The 23,529-nt window shown below is 59.0% G+C and carries 23 protein-coding genes; 10 read left to right on the top strand and 13 right to left on the bottom strand.

The genetic code is table 11. From position 1 onward, the window contains the following. Positions 1–728 precede the first annotated feature (728 nt). On the top strand, positions 729–1,220 hold the full coding sequence (locus AC13C8_RS10885) for a histidine phosphatase family protein (protein ID WP_482847306.1): 492 nt from the start codon (positions 729–731) through the stop codon (positions 1,218–1,220). A gap of 1 nt (position 1,221) precedes the next feature. Here AC13C8_RS10885 and yciA read toward each other — a convergent pair whose 3' ends face one another. The 8 genes from yciA to AC13C8_RS10845 form a co-directional block, all read right to left on the bottom strand. Beyond that, positions 1,222–1,611 carry an acyl-CoA thioester hydrolase YciA gene (yciA, locus tag AC13C8_RS10880; RefSeq protein ID WP_177179330.1) on the bottom strand — a complete coding sequence of 130 codons (390 nt, stop codon included), beginning with the start codon at positions 1,609–1,611 and terminating at the stop codon, positions 1,222–1,224. A gap of 72 nt (positions 1,612–1,683) precedes the next feature. Further along, a complete protein-coding gene (gene hpaR / locus AC13C8_RS10875; RefSeq protein ID WP_091430708.1) occupies positions 1,684–2,109 on the bottom strand; it encodes a homoprotocatechuate degradation operon regulator HpaR in 426 nt (141 codons plus the stop codon). Next, positions 2,106–2,504, bottom strand: a complete 399-nt coding sequence (locus AC13C8_RS10870) for a 5-carboxymethyl-2-hydroxymuconate Delta-isomerase (RefSeq protein WP_091430710.1) — start codon at positions 2,502–2,504, stop codon at positions 2,106–2,108. The genes hpaR and AC13C8_RS10870 overlap by 4 nt, the downstream gene beginning before the upstream one ends. Before the next feature lie 74 nt (positions 2,505–2,578). After that, complete coding sequence (locus tag AC13C8_RS10865) at positions 2,579–3,811, bottom strand: Tm-1-like ATP-binding domain-containing protein (RefSeq protein ID WP_091430712.1); 1,233 nt, start codon at positions 3,809–3,811, stop codon at positions 2,579–2,581. Next, a complete protein-coding gene (locus tag AC13C8_RS10860) occupies positions 3,808–5,175 on the bottom strand; it encodes an aldehyde dehydrogenase (protein WP_482847310.1) in 1,368 nt (455 codons plus the stop codon). The genes AC13C8_RS10865 and AC13C8_RS10860 overlap by 4 nt, the downstream gene beginning before the upstream one ends. Continuing rightward, entirely contained in the window at positions 5,157–6,797 is a 1,641-nt protein-coding gene (locus AC13C8_RS10855) for a tripartite tricarboxylate transporter permease (RefSeq protein WP_482847305.1), read from the bottom strand. Before AC13C8_RS10855 ends, AC13C8_RS10860 begins: the two co-directional genes overlap by 19 nt. Positions 6,798–6,804: 7 nt before the next feature. After that, complete coding sequence (locus AC13C8_RS10850) at positions 6,805–7,494, bottom strand: tripartite tricarboxylate transporter TctB family protein (protein WP_091430715.1); 690 nt, start codon at positions 7,492–7,494, stop codon at positions 6,805–6,807. 55 nt (positions 7,495–7,549) lie between these two features. Further along, positions 7,550–8,491, bottom strand: a complete 942-nt coding sequence (locus tag AC13C8_RS10845; RefSeq protein ID WP_482847304.1) for a tripartite tricarboxylate transporter substrate-binding protein — start codon at positions 8,489–8,491, stop codon at positions 7,550–7,552. Positions 8,492–8,661: 170 nt separating this feature from the next. Between AC13C8_RS10845 and AC13C8_RS10840 the strand changes: the two genes are divergently transcribed. Both AC13C8_RS10840 and AC13C8_RS10835 read left to right on the top strand, forming a co-directional pair. Next, positions 8,662–9,462 carry an IclR family transcriptional regulator gene (locus AC13C8_RS10840; protein ID WP_482847303.1) on the top strand — a complete coding sequence of 267 codons (801 nt, stop codon included), beginning with the start codon at positions 8,662–8,664 and terminating at the stop codon, positions 9,460–9,462. A gap of 1 nt (position 9,463) precedes the next feature. Further along, complete coding sequence (locus AC13C8_RS10835; protein ID WP_482847302.1) at positions 9,464–10,816, top strand: aminotransferase class III-fold pyridoxal phosphate-dependent enzyme; 1,353 nt, start codon at positions 9,464–9,466, stop codon at positions 10,814–10,816. A 51-nt stretch (positions 10,817–10,867) separates the two neighbouring features. On the opposite strand, the gene AC13C8_RS10830 is transcribed toward AC13C8_RS10835, so the two are convergent. The 3 genes from AC13C8_RS10830 to AC13C8_RS10820 form a co-directional block, all read right to left on the bottom strand. Next, a complete protein-coding gene (locus AC13C8_RS10830) occupies positions 10,868–11,236 on the bottom strand; it encodes a VOC family protein (protein ID WP_091430719.1) in 369 nt (122 codons plus the stop codon). 90 nt (positions 11,237–11,326) lie between these two features. Beyond that, the gene (locus AC13C8_RS10825; RefSeq protein WP_482847301.1) at positions 11,327–12,616 is read right to left on the bottom strand and encodes a type I glutamate--ammonia ligase; all 1,290 of its coding nucleotides are present in this window, start codon (positions 12,614–12,616) and stop codon (positions 11,327–11,329) included. 47 nt (positions 12,617–12,663) lie between these two features. Continuing rightward, the gene (locus tag AC13C8_RS10820; RefSeq protein WP_482847300.1) at positions 12,664–13,923 is read right to left on the bottom strand and encodes a cytochrome P450; all 1,260 of its coding nucleotides are present in this window, start codon (positions 13,921–13,923) and stop codon (positions 12,664–12,666) included. A gap of 87 nt (positions 13,924–14,010) precedes the next feature. Between AC13C8_RS10820 and AC13C8_RS10815 the strand changes: the two genes are divergently transcribed. After that, positions 14,011–14,718 carry a type 1 glutamine amidotransferase gene (locus AC13C8_RS10815; protein WP_091430725.1) on the top strand — a complete coding sequence of 236 codons (708 nt, stop codon included), beginning with the start codon at positions 14,011–14,013 and terminating at the stop codon, positions 14,716–14,718. Positions 14,719–14,724: 6 nt separating this feature from the next. Here the strand turns inward: AC13C8_RS10815 and AC13C8_RS10810 are convergent, their stop codons facing one another. Further along, on the bottom strand, positions 14,725–15,375 hold the full coding sequence (locus AC13C8_RS10810) for a GntR family transcriptional regulator (RefSeq protein WP_482847299.1): 651 nt from the start codon (positions 15,373–15,375) through the stop codon (positions 14,725–14,727). 240 nt (positions 15,376–15,615) lie between these two features. Here AC13C8_RS10810 and AC13C8_RS10805 point away from each other — a divergent pair, with 240 nt between their 5' ends. The 6 genes from AC13C8_RS10805 to pta all read left to right on the top strand — a co-directional run bounded on the left by AC13C8_RS10805 (position 15,616) and on the right by pta (position 22,642). Then, a complete protein-coding gene (locus tag AC13C8_RS10805) occupies positions 15,616–17,013 on the top strand; it encodes an aminotransferase family protein (protein WP_091430728.1) in 1,398 nt (465 codons plus the stop codon). 100 nt (positions 17,014–17,113) lie between these two features. Beyond that, complete coding sequence (locus tag AC13C8_RS10800; RefSeq protein WP_482847298.1) at positions 17,114–17,704, top strand: GNAT family N-acetyltransferase; 591 nt, start codon at positions 17,114–17,116, stop codon at positions 17,702–17,704. Positions 17,705–17,802: 98 nt separating this feature from the next. Next, a complete protein-coding gene (locus AC13C8_RS10795) occupies positions 17,803–18,105 on the top strand; it encodes a hypothetical protein (protein WP_091430732.1) in 303 nt (100 codons plus the stop codon). 54 nt (positions 18,106–18,159) lie between these two features. Then, entirely contained in the window at positions 18,160–19,638 is a 1,479-nt protein-coding gene (gene pdxR, locus AC13C8_RS10790; RefSeq protein ID WP_482847297.1) for a MocR-like pyridoxine biosynthesis transcription factor PdxR, read from the top strand. A 118-nt stretch (positions 19,639–19,756) separates the two neighbouring features. Continuing rightward, complete coding sequence (gene xsc, locus AC13C8_RS10785) at positions 19,757–21,529, top strand: sulfoacetaldehyde acetyltransferase (protein WP_091430736.1); 1,773 nt, start codon at positions 19,757–19,759, stop codon at positions 21,527–21,529. A 108-nt stretch (positions 21,530–21,637) separates the two neighbouring features. After that, complete coding sequence (pta, locus tag AC13C8_RS10780) at positions 21,638–22,642, top strand: phosphate acetyltransferase (protein ID WP_482847296.1); 1,005 nt, start codon at positions 21,638–21,640, stop codon at positions 22,640–22,642. Here pta and AC13C8_RS10775 read toward each other — a convergent pair. Further along, positions 22,639–23,511: a phosphate acyltransferase gene (locus AC13C8_RS10775; protein ID WP_482847295.1), complete on the bottom strand. Its 873-nt coding sequence runs from the start codon at positions 23,509–23,511 to the stop codon at positions 22,639–22,641. The genes pta and AC13C8_RS10775 overlap by 4 nt on opposite strands. Positions 23,512–23,529 lie beyond the last annotated feature (18 nt).

The following is a 23,529-nucleotide window of genomic DNA, read 5'->3' as shown; positions in this document are numbered from 1 at the left end:
TATTCTCAGGAATTGAGGCGCATGGAAATATACGACCTCGTAGACGCGCTGCAGGCGCATCAAGGGCAACGGCACTCCACATCATGCTGTCAAGCAAGCGAAACGTGCTCGATTCGCCGACAGCCCCATTACGGCATCTTTAACCTAACTTACCGAAATCTACCAAAGTCTCTTAGGTTCGAGGAGCGTGGCATTCCATGCGAGTCGCGCGGGTTTCTTTGTGATGCATTCATCCTATGCGAGCATCCAGAAAACGATCCAAGACGAGCTAATCAGAAAGACCCAAGCCAGTGGCGGTTCTATGTCCTTCCGGTTCGCGGACCAAATAGCGCCGTAACGGAAACGGAAATGCAGTATCTCGAAGGAAGGCTCGCGGCTGGCAGCACAAGCGCGAGCACTCAACGGCATCCAAGAACGCTTGCAAAGGGAATTCGTGGACGTCCTCAAATTCATTCGATTGGTATCGCTGAACTAACACTTCGCAATCTGAAACAGGCGCTTGAATTGGCCTGAGGTCGGAAGCTTTTGGATGTAGGACAACGCCTGACCCTGGGTGGGCGGAACGCCCTCCCGTGAGGAGGGTCGGGCGCAGTCCAGTCTATCGACCGGACGGAGACTCACAGATAAAGTCCACCAGTCTTTCGCCATACACACCTGACCTTTCCGTCAAGTAGACCACCCTCCCCCGACCTCCTAAAATTCCCCCATTAAGAAGAGGGGGAAACATTATGAAAAGACGGGTTTTTCTGGCGCTGACGGGCGCTGGCATTGTCACCGCGTGCGCACGTCAGGGGCGTCAGAGATTGGCGCCAAACACGACACTGATCATCGTTCGGCACGGGGATCGAACCGGGTCTGACCTGAACGACACAGGCCGCGCGCGGGCAAAGGCTTTGGTCGGCGCGTTGGATGGGATCAAAATCGACGCGATCTATGCGCCAAGTGTTCAGCGCAATCTGGACACGGCTCAGCCGCTTGCCACCAACCGCAATCTGCCCATCGACCGCCTGCCCGCAGATGGGATGGCCACACGGTTGATCACCCAGTCCGCAGGAAAAACCGTGCTCTGGGTCGGCAACAAGGGCAACCTGCGCGAGATTTGGGAAGCGTTGGGCGCGGGAGGCGAACCACCGCTCAATTACGGCGACCTGTTTATCGTGACGTCCGACAAGTTCGGGGGGGTGCACATCGACCAGCGACAACATGGTCCGGCTGTTTAGGTCAATCTTTCCCCACCGCCACCGGCTGCCCATCCTCATCCAGCGCCACAAACACGAATACACCTTCTGTCACCTTGTGACGCTCGCCAAGGCGGTCGCGTTTGACCCAGGCTTCCAACTCGATTGACATCGACGTGGTTCCGACCCGGCCAACGCGACCATAGATGCATAAGACATCGCCCACTTTCACTGGCTGGATGAATTTCATTGCGTTCACGGCCACCGTGGCCACGCGGCCCTGGGCGCGTTCGCCCGCGATGATGCCACCGGCGATGTCCATCTGGCTCATCACCCAGCCGCCGAAAATATCGCCCGCCGTATTGGTGTCTTTGGGCATCGCCAGCGTGCGCAGGATAATCTCGCCTTCGGGGGCGGCGTGTTGATCGCTCATGGGAACCTCGTTCAGGATTGGACCTTCCCATGGGTAAGGCGCAGGCAATCACGACGCAAGCGGATCACTGCATCATTCCGCCGTGGCCACCATGCGAAGCTCGTTCAACAGGTCCAGCAGCGTTTCCATCTTCTCATGCCCGAACCGGTTCTCAAGATCCTCATAGATCTTCGCAGCCTTACCCGACATCTGAGTGTATTTCGCGCTGCCCGCGGGCGCGATCTGTACCTTGCGGCGACGCCCATCACTGTCGTCCACCCGTTCTATCAACTCTCGTTCCGTCAGGTTTTTCAGGATGCGGCTCAGGCTGGGGGGCATCAGCACGCAGCGTTCCGCCAATTCCGTCGCACAACAGGCTTTGCCCTCGGCCAGCACCCGGATCACGCGCCATTGCTGCACCGTCAGGTCGATCTGGTCCAGCTCGTGACGAAAGGGTTTCAAGGTGGCTTCACGCGCGTGAAGCAGTGCGATGGGAAGGGCGCGTTCAAGTTTTCTCATTCCGGTTCCTTTTCGCGGAGGGCCGCGTGGATACTGCTCCAGCTTTTGCGGCTGAAGCGGGTTTCGATGTCCTGAACCTCAAGACTTAAGATGAACGGCGTATCGCCCATCTGCGGGCGCAAGGCAGCCTCAACCGCCGCATAAAGCAGGTCAGCGATGGCGTCGCGCGTCGCCTCGTCCCGACCCTGGCCAAGCCTGAGGATCATGTCGAGGAAGTGATACCCGCCTGCCCCGTCGCCGATGGCGTCAACATCCGCTTCGAACCCGCGCACGCGGATGCCGCCAACCGGGCAATGCCCGGTGGCGACGAGGGTCGCGCGCATGGTTTCGGCAAGGGTTTGCAGGTCCGCCTGCTGGCCCAGCCCGGTGCTGTATTCGAACGACAGGTGTGGCATGGTCACTCCTTAACACTGGCAGTAAATACCTGCGACACTGGAAAAGCAATTCATTGTGGGTGCAACAAGTTGCCTCAGGGCTTGACCACTCCCGTCGCCATCCACTCATCGAAATCGGCCAGAACCCGGTCTGAAAATTCCGGGTCGTTGATATGGGCGTCCAGTTCAACAAGCGTGACGTTATCCGGACACTGGGCGCGAACTTCATCACAGAAGGCGGCCAGCCCGTCGGCATCATGCAGCGGACCACCGGCGCGGTCCCACTCGTTGCCCCCTTGCAAGGGCAGAAACAGCGTGACCGGTCCCCGGGCGCCCGAAAGCTGGCGGCACATGGCGCGCGCCATCTCGCGCCGCTGGACCGGCGTCATCATCACCGAGGACAATAGCCGATTATGGGCATGGACCTCCTGCCCCGCCAGCTTCGGTGGAACCTGCTGCCAACCGATGAAATCCACCAGATCATAGCACCCGATCGACACCATCTGCGGTGTGCCCGACGCGCCTGCATGGGTCATCCGGTCCGAGCCGGCCGAGATCGTGGACCCCATGATGTGATTGCCCAACTCTTGTGGCGCGAAATCCAAGACGGCGGCAAAGGCCCCCTCGGCAGCAAGGCTTTCAAACGCCCGCCCGCCCATACCTGTGGCGTGGAAGACCGCCACCTCGAACCCGCGCGCCTCTAGCGCCGGTTTCAGGCTGACCATATAGCGCAGCACCGTCTTGCCAAAGCTCGTCATCCCGATCAGCGGCTTCGAGAAATCCGGCGGCTCGACCGCGCGGGCCGCCCCCAGCACTGCCCCCGCAGCTTGCGACAGAGACGCCTTGCAGATTGAGTTCAGCCCGTAAAGCCCCCCGGCCCACAGGATCATCTGCACGTCCGCCGGCAGGCGTTCCGGCGGGATCAGGGGCGAGAAGCTGACCGTCGAGACCACGTATTTTGGCACCCCGATCGGCAAGGCCTGACACAAGTCCAGCGCCACATCCGTGCCCATCGTGCCGCCCAGAACGATCAGCCCGTCAAACACACCCTCGCGGTAAAGCTTCAATGCCAGCGCCGACGCCCCCTGCGCCATGATCTGCATCGCCGCGTTCTCATCTCCGCTGTCGATAGCTGCCTGAATGGATGACCCACCCGCCTCGGCCACCTCATGCTTGGAATAGTCGCAAGATGCGCCGGGATCCCCCAGCACCGAGATGTCCATCGTTCTGACTGCACCGCCCTGCCCCCGGATCACGTCCGCGATATAGTTCAACTCGTCATCCTTGGTGTCATAGGTCCCGACGACCAGAATAGTCTTGTCGCTCATAGCTGCACCCATGCCGTCTTGAGGTCGAAATACTTGTCGAACGCATGCATTGATTTGTCATGCCCATTGCCAGATTGTTTGACGCCGCCCAACGGCACGGTGCCGTCAGCCCCGCCATAGGTGTTGACATGAACGACGCCCGCCTGAATGTCGCGGACCATGCGATGAGCGCGACCGAGGTTCGACGTCCAAACCCCTGCGGCCAAACCGAATTTTGTCGAGTTGGCGATCTGCACAGCCTCTTCGTCCGATTTGAATGGGGTGACGGCAAGGACTGGGCCGAACACCTCGTTCTGGGCCACGTGATCCTCGGGTTTCACGCCAGTCAGAACGGTCGGCTCCATGTAATAACCGCCGGTGTCCTCAAGGATCCGCGATCCACCAAGAACGAGCGTCGCTCCCTGCTCAATCGCTTGGCTGACGAAACCCAGATTACCTTCCAACTGAGGGATGTTGTTCACCGCGCCGATATTCGTGGTCAGGTCCAGTGGGTCGCCGACCTTCATCGCGGCCGCGTGGCGTGACAACGCTTCAACGAATTCATCATGCACGCTTTCCTCGACCAACAGCCGAGACCCCGCAACGCAAACCTGCCCCGCATTGCGGAAGATGCCCGCCGCCGAAACCTTGGCTGCCTGCTCCAGTTCCGGCGCATCGGCAAACACTATGTTGGGCGACTTGCCCCCAAGTTCCAGATAACACCGTTTCAGGTTGGACCGCGCTGAATATTCCAGCAGCCGGCGCCCCACACCACCCGAACCAGTGAAGACCAACACATCCACATCCATCGACATGGCAAGAGCCTCGCCTGTGATAGAGCCTGCGCCCGTCACGACGTTCAGAACGCCATCCGGCAGGCCCGCTTCAGACGCCAGTTCTGCCAGTTTGAGCAAGCTCAATGATGCAGTCTCAGCAGGCTTCAGAACCACAGAGTTTCCCGCCGCCAAGGCAGGTGCCAGCTTCCATGCTCCGATCATCAAAGGGAAGTTCCACGGCACGATGGCACCCACAACGCCCACCGGTTCCTTGTGCACAAGACCCAGAACGTCGCCCCCTGTTGGGGCAATCTCGCCATACACCTTGTCCAGTGCTTCGGCGTAATAGCGAAACGTGCCAGCCGCTGATCCGGGTTCAGCCTTCAGCGCCATGCCAATCTCGGTCCCATTATCGCGCACGCCCAGCACGGCCAGTTCGAGTGCATTCGCCTGGATCAAATCGGCCAACCTGTGAAGCACTTTCTTTCGATGCGCAGGCGCGACCCTGCTCCACCGTCCGTCGTCAAATGCGCTCCGTGCGGCGGCCACGGCCCGATCGACATCCGAAGTCGACGCCCGGATGATCGTTGTCAGCGTCGATCCGTCAATCGGCGAGAGAACGTCTTGCGTTTCCCCCGAACCTTCTTGCCACGCTCCGTCAATATATAGTTTCTGCGGCGCGACAGGATGGCGGCGAAGCTCGTTGATGCGTGACTGGTCTGCCATTCGTCTGTCTTTCTTTCCTTGTAGTCCAGCCAGACCCGGCGGAAGTGCAGGATCAGAACCAGAACGATCATTCCAAACAGGATCGCCGCAATGGGGCGATCTATGAAGTCGAGCGGGGTTTTCACCCGCGCCATGGCACTGCGCAGTTTCACCTCCATGATACCGCCCAGCACCATGCCCAACACGATGGGCACGACGGGAAGTTGCATACGTTTCATAACAAATCCGAAGATGCCAAAACCCGCCGCCAGAATGCAGTCGGTGAACGAGTTGCGCAGGCTGTAGACACCCACAAAGCTCAGGATCAGAACGCAGACGCCAAGGAACCGATTGGGGATTTTTACCACCTTGATCAACTGGTTCGTCGCCACCAACAAGAAGATCACAACCAGCACATTCAGGATCAGCAACGCGAGGTAAAGCGCCACGACGAAGTCCATCTCGTTCTGGAACAGTTGCGGGCCGGGGATCACGTTGTGGACGTAGAAAACCGACAACATCATCGCCGTCAGCGCCTCGCCCGGTATGCCCAGCGCGAGCAACGGCACCATTGCCGCCGCAGGGACGGCGTTATTGGCGGTTTCAGCGGCGATCAGCCCCTCGCTTGATCCATGTCCGAAATCTTCGGGCCGTTTCGAGCTTTTCTGCGCATAGGTGTAGGACATGAACTGCGCGGTAAACTCGCCCACGCCGGGGATCATACCCATGATCACACCGAACGATGCGGACACTCCGGCAATCCGCGGGTGGCGGGCAAGTTCGCGGAACCCCTGAAAAAAGCTGCCCTTCAGCTTGGTCAGGCGGACCTTGTCGTCGTCGCCATGAAGCAGTGTAAAGGCTTGGCTCAAGGCAAACAGCCCCAGCACGACGACGATCAGGTTCACGCCGCCCGACAGCCAGCTTTGGTCAAATGTATAACGCTTGGAATAGCTGGCCGAATGCAGCCCGATGGTGTTCAGCCATATGCCAAAACACGCCATGGCGGCAGCTATCAACGTGTGCCTGCGATGTGCTGTCACCACAAGAATGATGCCCAGCAGCGCGGCCAGAAAGATTTCCCGGCTGCCGAACATCGGGGCAACTTTTGCCAATACCGGCGCGAAAAAGATCAGACACATCACCGAAAAGACGCCGCCAAAGAACGACGAACTATAGGCCAGCGACAGCGCGCGGCGCGCCTCGCCGCGTGTGGTCATCGGAAAGCCGTCATAGGTGGTCAAAGCGTTCACCGCCGTGCCTGGGGTGTTGATCAGGATCGCCGGAATCGACCCGCCATACATCGAGCTCCCATAGATGCCCAACAGCACCGTCAGCCCAACGATCGGGTCCATCGAGAAGGTCGCGGGCAGCAGGATCGCAATCGCAACTGCCGGTCCCACGCCGGGGATCGCGCCGATGATCACGCCGCCAACCGACCCGACCAGAAGCGCCAGCACAACATCCCAACGGGCCAGATAGTTCGAACTGGCCTGAACCTGTGCAAGGAAGTCGAAAATCAGGTCCATCTGCGCCTCAGAAGTTCAGGATGAAGAATGAGCGCAGCGCACCCGGCAAGTATTCGTACAGCGCGCTGCCGGGGATCTTTACTTGCAGAAAGCTCTTGAAAACCAGCACGACGGCAATCGCGAACAGAACCGCGCTCCACATCATGATGTGGTCGCGATAGCCCACTCGCCAGGTCAGGAGCACAGTGAAGGCGACAGTCACTGGCAGATACCCGATGATTGGCACCAAAAGGACATAGGCCAGAAACCACCCGGCCCATTCCACCACGGACGCCCAGACCTTCGCCTCACGCCGGTCGGTCCAGTGTTGATACAGCCATGTCACGCGGATCGTCGCCACAAGGAACACATAGGGCGCGGCCTTGATCGGCCCCAGCCACAGCGACAGGGCCAGCGCCAGCACGCCCCAGAACAGGCTTTCCGCCCATTGCAGCCAGTCCGCCTCGCGCATCCAGCGCGGCAGACGTCGGGGTTTGCGCGGCAGATACCAGAAATGGAGCGCGGTAAAGACCACCATGCCGCCAACGCCAATCGCGGGCCAGAACCGGGGTTGGGCAAAGAAGTCTTTGCCGTCCAGCCACTTGGTCTGGCTACCCAAGGCCGCGATCAACAGCGTCGCGCAGATCAGGAGCAAGGCTGCGAACAGCACTTGGCCGCGCTGCGGTCGGTCCGGGTGTTCGGAAATGTCGTCGCTCATGCCTGCCCCTCATCGGAAAACAGGGCCAGACGATGCCGGCCCTGTTCAGGGAGTATTATTCGAGGATCTTGCCAATCCGCGCCCCGGTTTCCTGATCGGCCGCGATACGCGCCGCAGAGGCGTCCGCGTCCAACCAATACACAAGCGCGCCGGTTTCCTTGGCAACGGCCTGCGCCCGTTCGCTCATCACGGTCTTGGATGCGACGGCCGCAATCTTTTCGCGCACGTCAGCAGGTGTATCCTTGGTCACGAACAGACCGTTCCACAGCGCGATGTTCAGGCTTTCGTCCAATTCGCCGATGGTGGGCACGTCAGGGATCAGGCTGATACGTTCATCCGTCACGGCCATCAGAACCTTAACACTGTCAAGGCAAGGCAGGATCAACTGTAGCGTTGTGTTGATGACATCCGCATCGCCGGACGCCAACGTGTTACAATCCAGCGCATCAAAGGCCGCATCCGATCCCCAGCCGAAACCGGCATTGATCGCATAAGCTTTCGTGACCTGTGTGGGGGTCAGAACGTCGCCGAAATGGCCAAGCGCCACGTCGTTTTCCTTGGCATAGGCGGCAAGCTCTTCCATCGAGTTATATGGCGCGTCCATGCTGGTCGCGATCACAAACGGATAGGTCAGGAAAATGCCAATCGGGTCAAACTTGGCCGGGGTCAGTTCGTCGATACCGATCTCGTGGCCGATCACCGGCACGGCAGGGACAAAGCTGCCAATGGTGTAGCCATCCGCCGGGGCTGTTGCCACGTCGATCGCACCGGGGAACGGACCACCGCCGCCGCCGGGTTTGTTCACCACAGCCGCCGACACGCCATATTCCGCCTGAAAGTCCTCGGCAATCATCCGCGTCAGCACATCCTCAAGATCGCCCGGAGGCCACGGCACGATGAAGCTGACAGGTTTTTCCGGGTATTCGGCCAGCGCCGGGCCAGCAAGTGCAGCGGCGGTCAGCGCGACGACCCCTGCCAGAATGGATTTGGTGTTCATGACGATCTCCCTATTGCGTCTTGGTCTCACATTTCGGTTCATTATTTGAACCATTGGTTTTAATTTAGATTGACAGAGGCCGAACAATCCTGTCAAGAAAACAATGAACATGCGAAGTAATTTTACGGACCGCGCCTGCTCTCGCGCCGGGCAAGAACATGGGATCATCAATGGGGACGGCATCCAAAGCCCTGTCATTGCTGAATTATTTCAGCCGCGCCACACCGCAGATCGGGCTGAGCGAATTGGCCCGCCTGTCCGGGTTGAACAAGGCAACAGTCCATCGCCTGTTGGCTGAACTCGCCGTACATGGATTCGTGGAACAGGTCGGAACCGGGCGTGAATACCGGCTGGGACCAGCCTTTTTGCGCCTTGCCGCACTGCGGGAAAATCAGGTTCCAATGCGCGAGGTCGCCTTGCAACAACTGACCGAACTCAGCGACGCGACGGGCGAAACCGCGCATATGTCACTCTTGAACGGTGACGTTCTGTCCAACCTCGCCTATGCCTATTCCAACCGCCACGGCACGATGGTGATGATGGAGGATGCCGAGGTGCTGGAACTCCATTCCACCGGATCGGGGTTGGCTGTGCTGGCTTATTCGCCGGCATCTTTCGTCGATGAAACCCTGGCGCGACCACTAAGCGCACGAACCTCGCAGACCATCACCGATCCAGCCGAAATTCGCGCTCTGCTCCCGTCGATCCGGGCCGAGGGCATCGCCACCTCAACTGGTGGGTTTGAAGAGGACGTGATATCGCACGCGGTTCCGATCTTCGACACGCGGTCGGCCTGCATCGGCGCGATGGCCGTTGCCGCCCCCGTTTCGCGAATGACGGACACGCTGCGCATGATGATCCGAGACAAGTTGATGGCCCATGCCCGCCAGACAACCCGCATTCTGGGTGGCTTTCCACCCGGCAGCTTTCCATCATACGAACCGCAGAACCTACTGCAAAATGAGGCTTGAAATGAAAGACTCCAACTTTCTGAAAGAAAAGAACGCCCGGTCGCTTTGGCATCCCATGACGCACCCAGCGGATAGCTTGGCCAATCCGCCTACCATTGTCACAGGCGCGCAAGGTGTGCGGATAACAGATGTGGACGGGCACGAGGTTGTGGACGGCGTCGGCGGTCTTTGGAATGTGAACCTGGGGTTTTCCTGCCAGCCGATTAAAGACGCGATCGCGGCGCAGCTTGACCAACTGCCCTATTATTCGACCTTCCGGGGCACCACGAATGACAAGGTGATAGAGCTGTCCGAGATGCTGCGCGACTTCTTTGCGCCCGACGGGCTTACGCGCGCGTTCTATACGTCGGGCGGGTCGGACAGCGTGGAAACCGCGCTGCGGCTGGCGCGACAGTTTCACAAAATCAGGGGCGAACAGGGCCGCACCAAGTTCCTGAGCCTGAAGAAAGGCTATCACGGCACCCATATGGGCGGCGCCTCGGTGAACGGAAACGCCAATTTCCGCACCCAGTATGAACCTCTTCTGCCGGGCTGCTTTCACATCCCCGCCCCTTATACTTATCGCAACCCGTTCAACGAAACTGATCCGGAAAAACTGGCGCAGCTGTGCCTGCAATCGCTTGAGGATGAAATCGCCTTTCAGGGCGCAGGCACCATCGCGGCCTTCATAATGGAACCTGTTTTGGGCGCAGGCGGCGTGATCCCGCCGCATGAAAGCTTCATGCCCGGCGCGCGCGAGATTTGCACCAAACACGGCATCCTACTGATCGCGGACGAGGTTATCACCGCCTTTGGCCGCACCGGCGGGTGGAGCGGCAGCCGCTATTGGAGCGTGAAGCCCGATTTTACGTGCACCGCTAAAGCCATCACCAATGGCTATTTCCCCTTCGGCGCGGTGATGATTGCTGATCACGTGGTGGAAACGTTCGAGAAAGACACGACAAACAAGGCCGCCATCGGGCACGGCTATACCTATTCGGGTCATCCGGTGGGGGCCGCCGCCGCCATCGCTTGTCTCGAGGAAACTCTGCGTCTGAAAGTAAATGAAAACGCCGCCGCACGCGGGGCCGAATTGTTCGCGGGGCTGCAAAAGATCGGCGCGGCGAATGATATCGTGGGCGACGTGCGCGGCGGGCACGGGTTGATGTGCGCGATGGAGCTGGTGTCGGATGCCGCCACCAAAGCCCCCATCGACAAGCAAACGGTCAACACCATTCAGGAGGTCACGTATCAGAACGGCGCCATGATCCGCGTGTCCGGCCCTAACATCATCCTGTCGCCGCCACTGGTGCTGACCACCGAGGATGTGCAAACGATCCTGACCGCGTTGGAAGCAGGGTTCGCGGCGGTCTGATCCACGCCACGCCAAATGCAAAGCCTGCCCCTTTCCGGGCGGCTTTTCTCATTATCGGTGCTGATCAATCAAAACCGGCACTCCGTCGGGGTCGATCACCACAAAACTGGCGGGGCCGTCTTCGCCGCCTTGTTCCTGCGTCACCTCCAGCCCCGCGTCTTTCAAGCGCGCTTTGATGTCACGCACATCTTCGAAAGGGTCCACGTTGCCCGCCGATTGATCCCATCCGGGATTGAAGGTCAGCATCGCGCCTTCGAACATACCGTGAAACAGCCCGATCAGCGTGTCTCCGTTCTTCATGATCAGGTAGTTATGCTCTTCAGTTCCGGCATAGGCAGTGAACCCAAGCGCCTCGTAAAAGGTGCGGGATTTCACCAGATCCTTGACGGCAAGACTGACTGAAAATGCCCCAAGCTGCATGATGTGATCCTCCGTTTTATGCGCCCAGTGTAGCACAAATCAGACGGGGCTTCGGACCACCTCAATTGTGGTTAATAGGTTTTCCGTGCTTCAAACGAAATGCACGTAAAAATCCCGAAGTCCGTCGCCTTCCAGATCACGGGTTTTGATGACCTCTTTGCGCTTCATGAAAATGTGGTTGTCGACCAGAAGCCGCCCCACCGCGTCACCCAGGACCCGGTCGGCCTCCAGATCATTCATCGCGCGTTTCAGGTCTACGGCGGTGCCGTCACTGGCGTCGGTGCGGTCAAACCCATCACCCGTTTCCATCGGGCCAAGGTCATAGCCCTGCTCTACCCCTAGCAACGCCGCCTGAAGCACAGCCGCCACCGCCGTATAGGGGTTGGCAGTTGCGTCTGCCATGCGGTGTTCCAGCCGCGTTTTCGCTCCACCCTCGCCCGAAATGCGCGTCGTGACGTTGCGGTGGTCCCCGCCCCAGTTGCGCCAATAGCCGGATAGCGATCCGGGTTGCAGACGTTGGTATGAATTCGAGGTCGGCGCCACCAGACCCGACAGACCCTTGTGGTGATGCATCAGCCCCGCGATGCAGCCCCGCGCCAGATCGTTCATGTTTCCGGGCCCGCCCACAGGACCATTGTCCAGCGCATTGCGCCCGTCCTGATCCTGAAAGCTGAAATTGATGTGCATGCCCGAACCGCCTGCCTCGGCAATCGGTTTGGGCATGAAGGTCAGGACCAGCCCGTGCTCCAACGCAACCTCACGCGCCATTTGGCGAAACAGAACGATGTCATCCATCTGCTTCAAGGCTTCATCGAAGGTCAGGGTAAATTCGAACTGGGGGCTGTCATACTCCGCCGTGATCATATCGACATTGAAGCCCAGGTTGTCAGCGCGTTCCCAGATGTCATCGGTAAACCTGAGCGGGTCGGAAAAAGGCCCCGTCCCGTAAACCACACCGCCCGGTGCGTCATAGGGCACAAGGCGGCCGATCTCGTTGGCCATCAACGCATAGCATTCCAGCTCGATCCCGATCATCGGCTTCAGGCCGCGTGCTTCCCAACCCGCAATCGCGCGCTTCAACGCTTGTCGTCCGCACAGTTCCAGCGGCACCCCGTCCTGATCGTAAAGGTCGCCAATGACAATCTGGGTTGAACTTTCCCAACTGTCGCGGATATCCGCCTCGCGCCAGCGCAGCTCCATATCCGGCAGGCCTTCCTTCATCATCGCGCCGGGGGCGTCCAGAAGGTCTTTGTCGTAATGAACGCCGAAGGTGGACCGGCAGAAGCGCGTATTCCCATCCTCGATCTTGTGATTGGGCAGGTATTTGCCGCGCAGAATGCTCAGGTGATCGCACCAAAGGGCGCGCAAACGGTCTTTCATCTAACCTCCCTGCCCGGCCATTGCCGGGTCAACCCCGATTGCCGGAGTTATTTGGCCTGCATCATGACAGGCAGTTCTTTTATCCCACCGACAAAGTTGGACCGCAGGAACTTGTGATCCCCCGCCGGTTCCACCAGTTTGACGCGTTTTGCGAGTTCTTCAAACAAAACCCGCACCTCCAGCCGCGCCAAATGCATGCCCAGACACACATGCGGCCCGCCTTGACCAAATGACATGTGTCTGTTGGGACTGCGATGAAGGTCAACGCGGTTCGGGTCGTCAAACACCTCTTCATCGCGGTTTGCCGAAATCCACCAGTAAAGCACTTTATCGCCTTCGCGGATGGTTTTGCCGTGGATATCGTAGTCACAGGTCGCCGTGCGTCTGAAATAGAGCGCAGGTGTGGCCCAGCGGATGATTTCATCGGGCGCGGTGCCCCACACGTCTCCGCCGTCCTGCATCTGACCCAGAAGTTCAGGCTGATGGCACATTGCCTGAATGCCCGCCGCAATCGAATAACGCGTGGTATCATTGCCTGCGGCCACGAGCAGGCAGAAAAAGTTGCGAAACTCCTGTTCCGGCATGAGGTTGCCGTCCTTGTCGGGTTGCAGGATCATGTGCAGCACGCCGTCCGTGTCGCCCTTGCGGGTCTTCTCTTCAATCAGGCGCTTGGCGTAGTCGAACAACTCGGCCCCGGCAGGGCTGTTGAATGGCATCATCCGGTATTCATCGGTCTGCATTTTGTCCAGGACATGATCGGTGAAATCCGGGTCCGTATTGGCAATCAACGCATCGCCCTTTTCGACCAGCCACGGCAGGTCCTCGTCTGGTGTGCCAAGGATCCGGCCCAGCATCATCATCGGCAATTGCCGCGCAATCTCCTTGGTGGCGTCAAACGTGCCCTTTTCCAGCGCCGCATCCAGAATGGGGTGGCACAAGTCGCGGATCTGTTGCTCAAACCCGGCCACAACAGGACGCGAGAACGCCTTGCCCACCTTCACGCGTGTTTTCATATGTTCCGGTGGATCGGTTTCCTGAAAGGTCCGTCTCGCCAGATACTCTTCATAGCTCTGATCCTCCATACGAATGCCACGGGCCGAGGACATGACCTGATAGTTGCGATTCAGTTCGGTGATGTCGGCATGGCGCACGATGCTCCAGAAGCCTTCACCCCCATCCCAATCGCTCCAGCTGACCGGATCGTCCCGTCGCAGACGTGCGAAGGTGTTGTGCGGCGCACCGTTGACAAATGTGTCGTGGCTGGACAGATCGGCAAATCCGTCGTCATTAGGGGTCCAGACCGTCATGCGCGCCTCCTTGGCTGTAATGCGGTTGTCTGTTGCGCGTCTTAAAATATATTATATAACATGTTAAATATGTAAAGCGGAGAAATCATGCGTATCGCGATCTTGATGGCCAACACCGATGAAAGCGAGTTTTCTCGGCTACATCCAAGGGATGGTGAAAAGTGGCACGCACTTCTTGCCCCCAAGCGCCCGGATTGGACCTTCACCGTCTATTCCGTGAAAGATGGTAAGTTTCCGAAAAACGAGTCGATCCATGATGGCTGGATCGTCACTGGAAGCCCGGCATCCGTGCATGATGACGCACCGTGGATTGCGCGCTTGCTTGACCTGATCACCCGCATTGAAGCGTCGAAGAAACCGCTGTTCGGGGCTTGCTTCGGCCATCAAGCCATAGCGCTTGCGCTGGGTGGCGAGGTCAGCCAGAACCCCGAGGGCTGGGTCATTGGCTCGGTCGAAATCGAAGCCACCGCCCGCCCGCCCTGGATGGAGGCCCGCAGGTTTTGGCAATACGGCGCCCATATCGAACAGGTTTCCAAGTTGCCCGACGGTGCCGAAGTCATCCTGCGCCACGACGGCTGCGCGGTGGGTGGGTTCGTGATCGGGGACCACGTCTTCACGACACAGAACCACCCGGAAATGACCCATGAGTTCATCGCCGCCCTGATCGAAGAACTGGCCCCAAACAAACCCGCAGATGTGATCGAAAAAGCCCGCGCGTCATTGCCGATGTCCGCAGATAACGGATTGTTCTCGGATTGCATCATCCGGTTTTTCGAACACGACCGCGCGCCCTGAAGCAGGTCAGGCCAAAGCCGCCAGCAGGTCCATTACAGTCACCCGGTCAAACTGGACATGCCGCACCATCAATGCTTCGGCTTCGTCCGCTTGGTGCGCAAGAATCAATTCAGCGATCTGCCGATGCTCCTGCGCGCTTTGCGCTATCATACCCGGATAGGCATAGCGCGCCCGGTAGTAGGCCAGAAGTTTGCGCGCGTTCATCTTGATCATGTCCAGCAGGAACGGATTGCCCGACGCCTCGCCAACCTGCTTGTGAAACTCAAGGTTCAGAACGTAATACCCATCTGGATCACCATCGCCTTGGTCGCGCGCATGCGCTTCGCAAGCTTCAACGATCTGCATCAGGCGATCCGCCGCTTGGGCAGACATGCGTCGCGCGGCAAGCCCGGCTGCTTGCCCTTCCAGGCGTGCATGGACTTCCAGGATGGCCAGAAACTCCTCAAGCGTTGGCCTGAAAAGAACCGCGCCCTTGCGCGGCTGACGTAGGATCAGACCCATCGCTTCCAACCGCAACAGCGCTTCGCGCAGCGGCGTTCGCGATACTGCGTATCTTTCGATCAGCGCGTTTTCGTCGATCGGATCACCGGGGTTCAGCTCCCCCCGGTCAATCCCCGTCAGGATCGCGTTCAAGACTGTATCTGTTTGTCCGGCCATAAAGCGAGTTAAGCAAAGCTGACGGCAAAATCCACCCCTTGCCTGATCCGACCATAAATCGAACGAACCGTCATCACACGCGAGCAAGTCGCAGACCCGGTATCTCGGACCAAACTGGATGTAAAACAAGATCGCGCTGGACCTATTTTTCAGCGCCAGAAATGTCATCCTGTTTTTTGATCAAAGATACTGAGTCCCGCCTGCCCTGTGCACCGGGACAACCAAGCGTTGGAGGATAGGATGGACGGCGCACTCAAGGAAAATGACATCTCGCATGTGGTCGAAGCAGACAAGGCCCATGTCTGGCACCACCTGACGCAGCACAAGCCGTTTGAAACGGCTGATCCCCGGATCATCGTTGAGGGCAAAGGGATGCGGGTCTGGGATCAGAACGGCAAGGAATATATCGACGCCGTGTCCGGTGGCGTCTGGACGGTCAATGTCGGCTATGGACGGGAAAGCATCGCCGATGTTGTCCGAGACCAGTTGGTGAAGTTGAACTATTTCGCAGGCTCGGCTGGGTCCATTCCGGGCGCGATGTTCTCGGAAAAACTGATCTCGAAAATGCCGGGTATGACGCGCGTTTACGTGACGAATTCGGGATCCGAGGCGAACGAGAAAGCCTTCAAGATGATCCGTCAAATTGCCCATAAGCGCTATGGTGGGAAGAAAACCAAGATCCTGTATCGCGACCGCGACTATCACGGTTCGACGCTGGCAGCGATGTCGGCAGGCGGACAGGACGAACGCAACATGCAGTATGGTCCGTTTGCCCCCGATTTCGTGCGCGTGCCCCATTGCATGGAGTATCGCAAGGATGAAATCGGGTTGGGCCACCTGTCCGGTGCCGAATTTGGCCGCGCGGCGGCTGATCTGATCGAAGAGGTCATTCTGCGCGAAGGCCCCGACACCGTCGGCGCGCTGTGTCTTGAACCCATCACTGCGGGTGGCGGTGTGATCGAAGCCCCCGAAGGTTATTGGGATCGCGTGCGCGAGATTTGCGACAAGCACGACATTCTTCTTCATATCGACGAGGTTGTTTGCGGCCTTGGGCGCACCGGCACCTGGTTCGGTTATCAACACTATGGCATTCAGCCTGATTTCGTCACCATGGCCAAGGGGGTCGCGTCTGGCTATGCCGCCATCGCTTGCTGCGTAACGACAGAAAAAGTGTTCGCGATGTTCAAGGACAACTCGGACGATGTGCTGAACCACTTCCGCGACATCTCGACTTTCGGGGGCTGCACCGCTGGCCCCGCCGCCGCACTGGAAAATATGCGCATCATCGAAGATGAAGGCCTGCTGGAAAACACCACCAAGATGGGTGAACGGATGCTTGGCAACCTGAAGGCTCTGATGGACAAGCATGAGGTGATTGGTGACGTGCGCGGCAAGGGCCTGTTCCTTGGGGCCGAACTTGTGACCGATCGCGAGACCAAAGAGCCGGTGTCGGAAAAGGAAATCGCCGCCGTCGTTGGCGATTGCGGGGCACAAGGCGTCATCATCGGAGCAAGCAATCGGTCCATCCCCGGTCGCAACAATGTGTTGTGCTTCAGCCCAGCCCTGATCGTGACCGCCGAGGACGTGGATCGGATCACCGATGCGGTTGATAAGGCCCTGACCAAAATCTTCGGCTAACCGTCACCTGAAACTTTGAAAAAGCGGGTCTTTTCGTTGGCCCGCTTTTTTGATTTCTGGGCCAGACCCAGACCCTATCCAATCGAAGTAAGGACATCCCATGTGGCCCGCCCCTGTGACACTGACCGGCGAACATGTCATTCTTACCCCGCTGTCACACGACCATGCCGCCGCCTTGCGCATGGCGTGTGCGGATGGAGACCTCTACCGGCTTTGGTATACCGCCATTCCGACCCCCGAGGGGATGGTGGCCGAAATCGACCGACGGCTCGGTTTGCAGAAGGCAGGTTCCATGCTGCCCTTCTGTGTGATGACGCCTGATGGCACCCCTGTCGGTATGACCAGCTATATGAACATTGATGCAGCCAATCGGCGGGTCGAAATCGGCTCGACATGGTATCGGAGGTCGGTCCAACGCGGCCCCTTGAACACCGAGGCCAAGCGCCTGCTGTTGTCACATGCTTTCGATACACTGAACTGCATCGCCGTCGAATTCCGCACCCATTTCATGAACCAGCAAAGCCGCCGCGCGATTGAACGGCTGGGCGCAAAACTGGATGGCATATTGCGCAGCCACCAACGCGGACCCGGCGATACGATCCGCGACACGGCGGTCTATTCGATCATCGCGTCCGAATGGCCCGCAGTGCACGCAAATCTGACCTGGAGGCTGGAGCAGCCCCGCAGGTAACAGAGATTGCAGCGTGCAGACTGGACTTTTCCTCAAAATGTTCTATATTTGTTCTCAAGTAACGGTCGTGAAACAGATCAGGAACAGGAGGACCAAACATGCACGCTGCCCGCACTTTGCCACCGACTCCGAAACAGGTCGATTATGCCCGCCATATTGCTGCCCGCCTGGGGGCGAGCATCCCAGCGGATAAGATCAGCGATCGCGCCGCGCTTTCCGGTTGGATCGGTGAACATCAGAACCGTCTGAAATCCGGCACCTTCCGATCACATGACAGCCGGGCCACGTCCCGACAGGTCGCGTTTGCCGAACGTATCGCACGGGCGAAACGCCGCGCCATCCCGGATGAATGCTTCCGGGATGCAGGCCTGATGTCGGCGTGGATTTCCTCCAATCGCTGACCGCTGGTTTATGTCCAGATTGCTTTGAGCCTAAGTCCACGTTAGGGTCGCCGCATGGCAGCCCCGGTGGAAACCTTTTTTCTGGACCAAGACGCCCAAGGCACGCTTCAGGCGCAGATCCAGCAGATGATCGCCGAAGCGATTTTGTCCGGGCGATTGCCGCGAGGCGAGAAACTGCCCTCGACCCGGCGACTGTCTACCCATCTGGGCGTCAGCCGGATTACAGTTACGCTTGCCTATACGGAACTGCAAGCGAATGACTATCTGACCTCGAAAGGGCGCAGCGGGTTCTATGTGTCTGAAAACGCGCCGGAACCTCCATCTTTCAAACTCCGGTCGCGAGGTGAGGACAAGGTCGATTGGGGCCGCGCCATCGGCACGAATTTCACCGGGGGAAGCACACCAACCAAACCGCCAGACTGGCGGCGAATGAAATACCCGTTCATCTACGGCCAAGCTGACCCGACGCTGTTCGACCACAATTCGTGGCGACTATGTGCCTTGCGGGCTTTGGGGCAGAAAGACCACCCGGCGATGATGCGTGACTATTACGATCAGGACGATCCGCAACTTATCGAATTCATCACGCGCCATATCCTGCCCCGGCGCGGCATCTTGGCCCGTCCGGAAGAGATCCTGATCACGCTTGGCGCCCAGAATGCGCTTTGGCTGACCGCGCAGGTCTTACTCACTCAGCGACGGACGGCAGCCATCGAAGACCCGTGCTATTACTCTTTGCGCGATATCCTGACGCAAAGCCGCTGTCACCTTGTGAAAATTCCGGTGGATCGGGGCGGGCTGGCACCGGACGCCCTGCCCGAAGGCACCGATGTCATCTATACCACCCCAAGCCACCAAAGCCCCACCACTGCCACTATGCCGCTGGAGCGGCGCAAGGTGTTGTTGAAACGCGCGCGCGAGCTGGAAGCAGTGGTGGTCGAGGATGATTACGATTTCGAAATGTCATTCCTCAACCCGCCCTCGCCCGCATTGAAGTCGCTGGACCGCGAGGGGCGCGTGATCTATGTCGGCAGTTTTTCGAAGTCCCTGTTTCCCGGGCTGCGCCTTGGATATCTGGTTGGATCGGAACCGTTTATCCGCGAGGCGCGCGCCTTGCGCTCTGTTGTGTTGCGCCATCCCCCCGGCCTGATCCAGCGCACTGTCGCTTATTTCCTGTCGCTTGGCCATTATGACGCCCTGATCCGCAGAATCGGCGCGGCGTATCACCAACGACGCGACGTGATGAACACTGCAATCGAAGACACTGGCCTGACCATTGCGGGGCGGGGTGTCTTTGGCGGTTCTGCTTTCTGGATGCGCGCGCCTGACGACATCGACACTCGTGAACTGGCGGATCGCTTGATGGCGAAAGATGTGGTGATCGAACCCGGCGCCCCCTTTTTCGGTAGCTCCACCCCACCACGCAATTTCTATCGGATTGCCTACAGTTCAATCCCGGCAGTCCGTATTCCCAAGGGAATATCCCTGATCGGGGAAGAGATCGCCGCGATGCGTCAGACTGGCGCCAAATAGCCCAGTCAACTGGCCCTATAGCCTCCCCTTTCTGCTGCCTAAGAATATTCACGACACCACGTCTGTCCGGACCCCTAACAGCACCGTGACACGCGTTACTTCTAAGGGAGAGCACCAGATGAAGATGACCACGGAAGAAGCCTTTGTTAAAACGCTGCAATTGCACGGCATCGAACACGCGTTTGGCATCATCGGCTCGGCCTTCATGCCCATTTCCGATAACTTCCCAGCCGCCGGCATCTCCTTTTGGGACTGCGCGCACGAAGGGTCGGGCGGCATGATGGCCGATGGCTACACCCGTGCGACTGGCAAGATGAGCATGATGATCGCGCAGAACGGCCCCGGCATCGCCAATTTCGTGACCGCCGTCAAAACCGCCTACTGGAACCACACGCCGTTGCTTCTGGTTACACCACAGGCGGCAAACAAGACCATCGGTCAGGGTGGTTTTCAGGAAATCGAGCAGATGAACATGTTTGCCGACTGCGTGGCCTATCAAGAAGAGGTCCGCGATCCCTCGCGTGTGGCCGAAGTGCTGAACCGTGTCATCATCAACGCGAAGCGCGCAAGCGCACCTGCGCAAATCAACATGCCCCGCGATTATTGGACGCAGGTGATCGACATCGAACTGCCCGCCATTGTTGAATTTGAGCGCCCCGCGGGCGGGGAACAGGCTTTGTCCGAAGCAGCAGATCTTCTGTCTCACGCCAAGTTTCCCGTCATCCTGAATGGTGCGGGGGTGGTGCTGGGCGGTGCCATACAGGAATCCATGGAGTTGGCCGAGCGGCTCGATGCGCCCGTCTGCGTGGGCTATCAGCACAATGACGCCTTTCCGGGCAGCCATCCCCTGTTCGCTGGGCCGCTGGGCTACAATGGCAACAAGGCCGGGATGGAACTGATCCAGAAAGCTGACGTGGTTCTGGCGCTTGGCACACGGCTCAACCCTTTCTCGACCCTGCCCGGATATGGGCTGGATTACTGGCCGAAAGACGCCAAGATCATTCAGGTGGACATCAATCCCGACCGGATCGGTCTGACCAAGAAGATCAGCGTCGGGATCGTCGGCGACGCAAAAAAGGTGGCTTCCACCCTGCTTCACAAACTGACCGCAGATGCCGGCGACGCTGGCCGCGAAGACCGCAAGTCGATCATCGCCCAAACCAAATCCGCTTGGGCACAGCAATTGTCCTCGATGGATCATGAAGAGGACGATCCGGGCACCACATGGAACGAACGCGCACGCGGTGCGAAACCCGATTGGATGAGCCCACGCATGGCGTGGCGCGCCATTCAGGCCGCCCTTCCGAAAGAGGCGATCATTTCCTCCGACATCGGTAACAACTGTGCCATTGGCAACGCCTACCCAACCTTCGAGGCGGGTCGGAAATATCTGGCACCTGGTCTGTTTGGCCCTTGCGGTTATGGTTTGCCCGCGGTGATCGGTGCCAAGATTGGATGCCCCGATACACCTGTGGTGGGTTTCTCGGGCGATGGGGCGTTCGGCATCGCCGTGACCGAACTGACCGCCATTGGGCGCGAGGAATGGCCCGCCGTCACGCAGATTGTGTTTCGCAACTATCAATGGGGCGCAGAGAAGCGCAATTCGACCCTGTGGTATGATGACAATTTCGTCGGCACCGAACTGGATACACAGGTTAGCTATGCTGGAATTGCGAAGGCCTGTGGCCTGCAAGGCGTGGTCGCCCGCACGATGGACGAACTGACCGCTGCGCTGGATCAGGCAATCAAGGACCAGAAGGACGGCAAGACGACGATCATAGAAGCGATGATCAACCAGGAACTTGGCGAGCCGTTCCGCCGCGACGCGATGAAGAAACCGGTGGTCGTAGCTGGCATCAGCAAGGACGACATGCGGCCCCAAAAAGTCTGAAGTCTGGATCGGGCGTCGAGTTGACGCCCGGCCAATCCGATCGGAATGTTTCGCGTTTGTCTGTCGATAATCGCGTCATCGCCGGTTCTCCACGGGAGCGAGACATCAATGAAACCGCTGGAAACCCTGCTGCGCAACGCCGCACGGTCGCACCACAGGATCATTCTGCCCGAAGGCAGCGCGCTGCGGGTGGTTCAAGCCGCGTTTGACGCCGCATCACAAGGGATTGCGCAGATTGACCTTGTTGGTAAACAAGATGAAATCATAACCACGTTCAAGACCCTTGGTCTGGAGATCATCGACGGTATTACGCTGCACGACCCCGCAACGTCACCGCATCTGCCGGAGTTGATCACGCTTTACCACGATCTGCGCCAGCACAAGGGGGTGACACGCGCAGATGCCGAAGTGGCAGCCGTGAACCCCTATGTCTTTGCCGCCCTGATGGTGAAGGCGGGATATGCGGATGGCACCGTCGGCGGCGCGATATCCACCACCGCCGAGATTGTGCGCACGGCCCTTCAGGTGATCGGCCCGAAGCCCGGCAGTGCGCTGGTGTCCAGCTTCTTTCTGATGTTGTTTTGCGAGGTGCACCACGCCCGAAAAGGCGCGATGATCTTTGCGGATAGCGGATTGGTTGTTGATCCTACAGCCGATGAAATGGCCCAGATCGCGCTGTCATCGGCAGATTCCTTCGTCACGCTGACGGGCGAGACACCGCGCGTCGCGATGCTGTCCTTCTCGACCCGGGGCAGTTCGGAACATCATTCGGTGTCAAAGGTGGTCACGGCCACCAGAATTGCCAAAGAACATGCGCCCGATCTTCTGATCGACGGTGAATTGCAGTTTGACGCCGCCTTCGTGCCCGATGTGGCCGCCCGAAAGGCCGAAGGCAGTCCGCTGGAAGGCATCGCCAACGTGTTCATCTTCCCAAATCTGGAAAGCGGCAACATCGCCTATAAGATCGCCCAGCGTGTGGGGGGCGCAACGGCGATTGGCCCGGTGCTTCAGGGATTGTCGAAACCAGCCAATGACCTGTCGCGCGGGTGCACGGCTGAAGATATTCTGCATATGATCGCCGTCACCGCCGCCCAAGCCAGCGCGGCCAGCTAACTGGATCGCGCCATCTGATCAGCAGCGATCGCCAACACGGTGCTGGCGACGATGTCATCAACTGTTGCGCCGCGCGACAGGTCACAGACCGGGCGTTTGAACCCTTGCAGAATTGGTCCATAGGCCCGCGCGCCTGCCAATTCCACCAACAGCTTATAGGCAATGTTGCCCGCGTCCAGATTGGGAAACACCAACACATTCGCGTCTCCCATCCCGGTGCTTCCCTTCTGAGCGGCAACAGCGCGGTTCAGCGCCGCATCGCCTTGCACCGGACCGGGAAATCCCGACAGTTCCGCCGCGTGTGCAACCTTGTCGACCGAAACCCCAATGCCGGAGCGGCCCGTCGAATACGACAACAAGGCGACGCTTGCAGCGCCCAGAAGCCGTTGTGCCGAGATCTGTGAGACCTGCGCGATATCCGTCAGTTGTGCGGCGTCCGGGTCTACGTTTACCGCGCAATCGGCAAATATCATCTCGCGCCCGTCGGCCGTGACCATCAGAAAGAAACTGGACGGCGTGGTGGTGCCCTCTTCCAGCCCGATCACGATCGACACCGCTTCGATCACGCGGCGCGATGGGGCGATGGCGCCTGCGACCAGAATGTCGGCCTCTCCGCTTGCCACCATAGCGGCCGCGCGCATCAAGGGGCGCTCCAACATCCGGGCCGCAATACTCTCGCGCATCGGGCGTGAGGTCATCAAAGCCTCGATGTGATGATCCCCACGCTCTGCCAGGGGCACCGGCACCGCCAGCCCTTCGCGCCGCAACCTGTCGCCAACGGCAACAATACGCGGGTCGTCAAGCTCCGGTAGGATGACACGGGCTTGGGCGGTCCGGGCGATTTGGGTGGCGCGTTCAAGGGCGGACATGCAAGCTCCTTCAGCCGA

The sequence above is a fragment of the Aliiroseovarius sp. B-4 genome, assembly GCF_056857795.1.
The sequence above is the reverse complement of the archived record's forward strand: the minus strand, read 5'-3'. Positions and strand labels throughout refer to the sequence as shown.

Excerpts from the sequence above, each read along its gene's own strand:
- AC13C8_RS10865 (WP_091430712.1), bottom strand. The coding sequence starts at position 3,811 with ATGAGCGACAAGACTATTCTGGTCGTCGGGACCTATGACACCAAGGAT.
- pta (WP_482847296.1), top strand. The coding sequence starts at position 21,638 with ATGAAACCGCTGGAAACCCTGCTGCGCAACGCCGCACGGTCGCACCAC.
- pdxR (WP_482847297.1), top strand. The coding sequence starts at position 18,160 with ATGGCAGCCCCGGTGGAAACCTTTTTTCTGGACCAAGACGCCCAAGGC.
- AC13C8_RS10840 (WP_482847303.1), top strand. The coding sequence starts at position 8,662 with ATGGGGACGGCATCCAAAGCCCTGTCATTGCTGAATTATTTCAGCCGC.
- AC13C8_RS10815 (WP_091430725.1), top strand. The coding sequence starts at position 14,011 with ATGCGTATCGCGATCTTGATGGCCAACACCGATGAAAGCGAGTTTTCT.
- AC13C8_RS10825 (WP_482847301.1), bottom strand. The coding sequence starts at position 12,616 with ATGAAAGACCGTTTGCGCGCCCTTTGGTGCGATCACCTGAGCATTCTG.
- AC13C8_RS10800 (WP_482847298.1), top strand. The coding sequence starts at position 17,114 with ATGTGGCCCGCCCCTGTGACACTGACCGGCGAACATGTCATTCTTACC.
- yciA (WP_177179330.1), bottom strand. The coding sequence starts at position 1,611 with ATGAGCGATCAACACGCCGCCCCCGAAGGCGAGATTATCCTGCGCACG.
- AC13C8_RS10855 (WP_482847305.1), bottom strand. The coding sequence starts at position 6,797 with ATGGACCTGATTTTCGACTTCCTTGCACAGGTTCAGGCCAGTTCGAAC.
- AC13C8_RS10820 (WP_482847300.1), bottom strand. The coding sequence starts at position 13,923 with ATGACGGTCTGGACCCCTAATGACGACGGATTTGCCGATCTGTCCAGC.
- AC13C8_RS10830 (WP_091430719.1), bottom strand. The coding sequence starts at position 11,236 with ATGCAGCTTGGGGCATTTTCAGTCAGTCTTGCCGTCAAGGATCTGGTG.
- AC13C8_RS10775 (WP_482847295.1), bottom strand. The coding sequence starts at position 23,511 with ATGTCCGCCCTTGAACGCGCCACCCAAATCGCCCGGACCGCCCAAGCC.
- AC13C8_RS10870 (WP_091430710.1), bottom strand. The coding sequence starts at position 2,504 with ATGCCACACCTGTCGTTCGAATACAGCACCGGGCTGGGCCAGCAGGCG.
- AC13C8_RS10885 (WP_482847306.1), top strand. The coding sequence starts at position 729 with ATGAAAAGACGGGTTTTTCTGGCGCTGACGGGCGCTGGCATTGTCACC.
- AC13C8_RS10810 (WP_482847299.1), bottom strand. The coding sequence starts at position 15,375 with ATGGCCGGACAAACAGATACAGTCTTGAACGCGATCCTGACGGGGATT.
- AC13C8_RS10845 (WP_482847304.1), bottom strand. The coding sequence starts at position 8,491 with ATGAACACCAAATCCATTCTGGCAGGGGTCGTCGCGCTGACCGCCGCT.
- AC13C8_RS10795 (WP_091430732.1), top strand. The coding sequence starts at position 17,803 with ATGCACGCTGCCCGCACTTTGCCACCGACTCCGAAACAGGTCGATTAT.
- AC13C8_RS10835 (WP_482847302.1), top strand. The coding sequence starts at position 9,464 with ATGAAAGACTCCAACTTTCTGAAAGAAAAGAACGCCCGGTCGCTTTGG.
- hpaR (WP_091430708.1), bottom strand. The coding sequence starts at position 2,109 with ATGAGAAAACTTGAACGCGCCCTTCCCATCGCACTGCTTCACGCGCGT.
- AC13C8_RS10805 (WP_091430728.1), top strand. The coding sequence starts at position 15,616 with ATGGACGGCGCACTCAAGGAAAATGACATCTCGCATGTGGTCGAAGCA.
- AC13C8_RS10850 (WP_091430715.1), bottom strand. The coding sequence starts at position 7,494 with ATGAGCGACGACATTTCCGAACACCCGGACCGACCGCAGCGCGGCCAA.
- xsc (WP_091430736.1), top strand. The coding sequence starts at position 19,757 with ATGAAGATGACCACGGAAGAAGCCTTTGTTAAAACGCTGCAATTGCAC.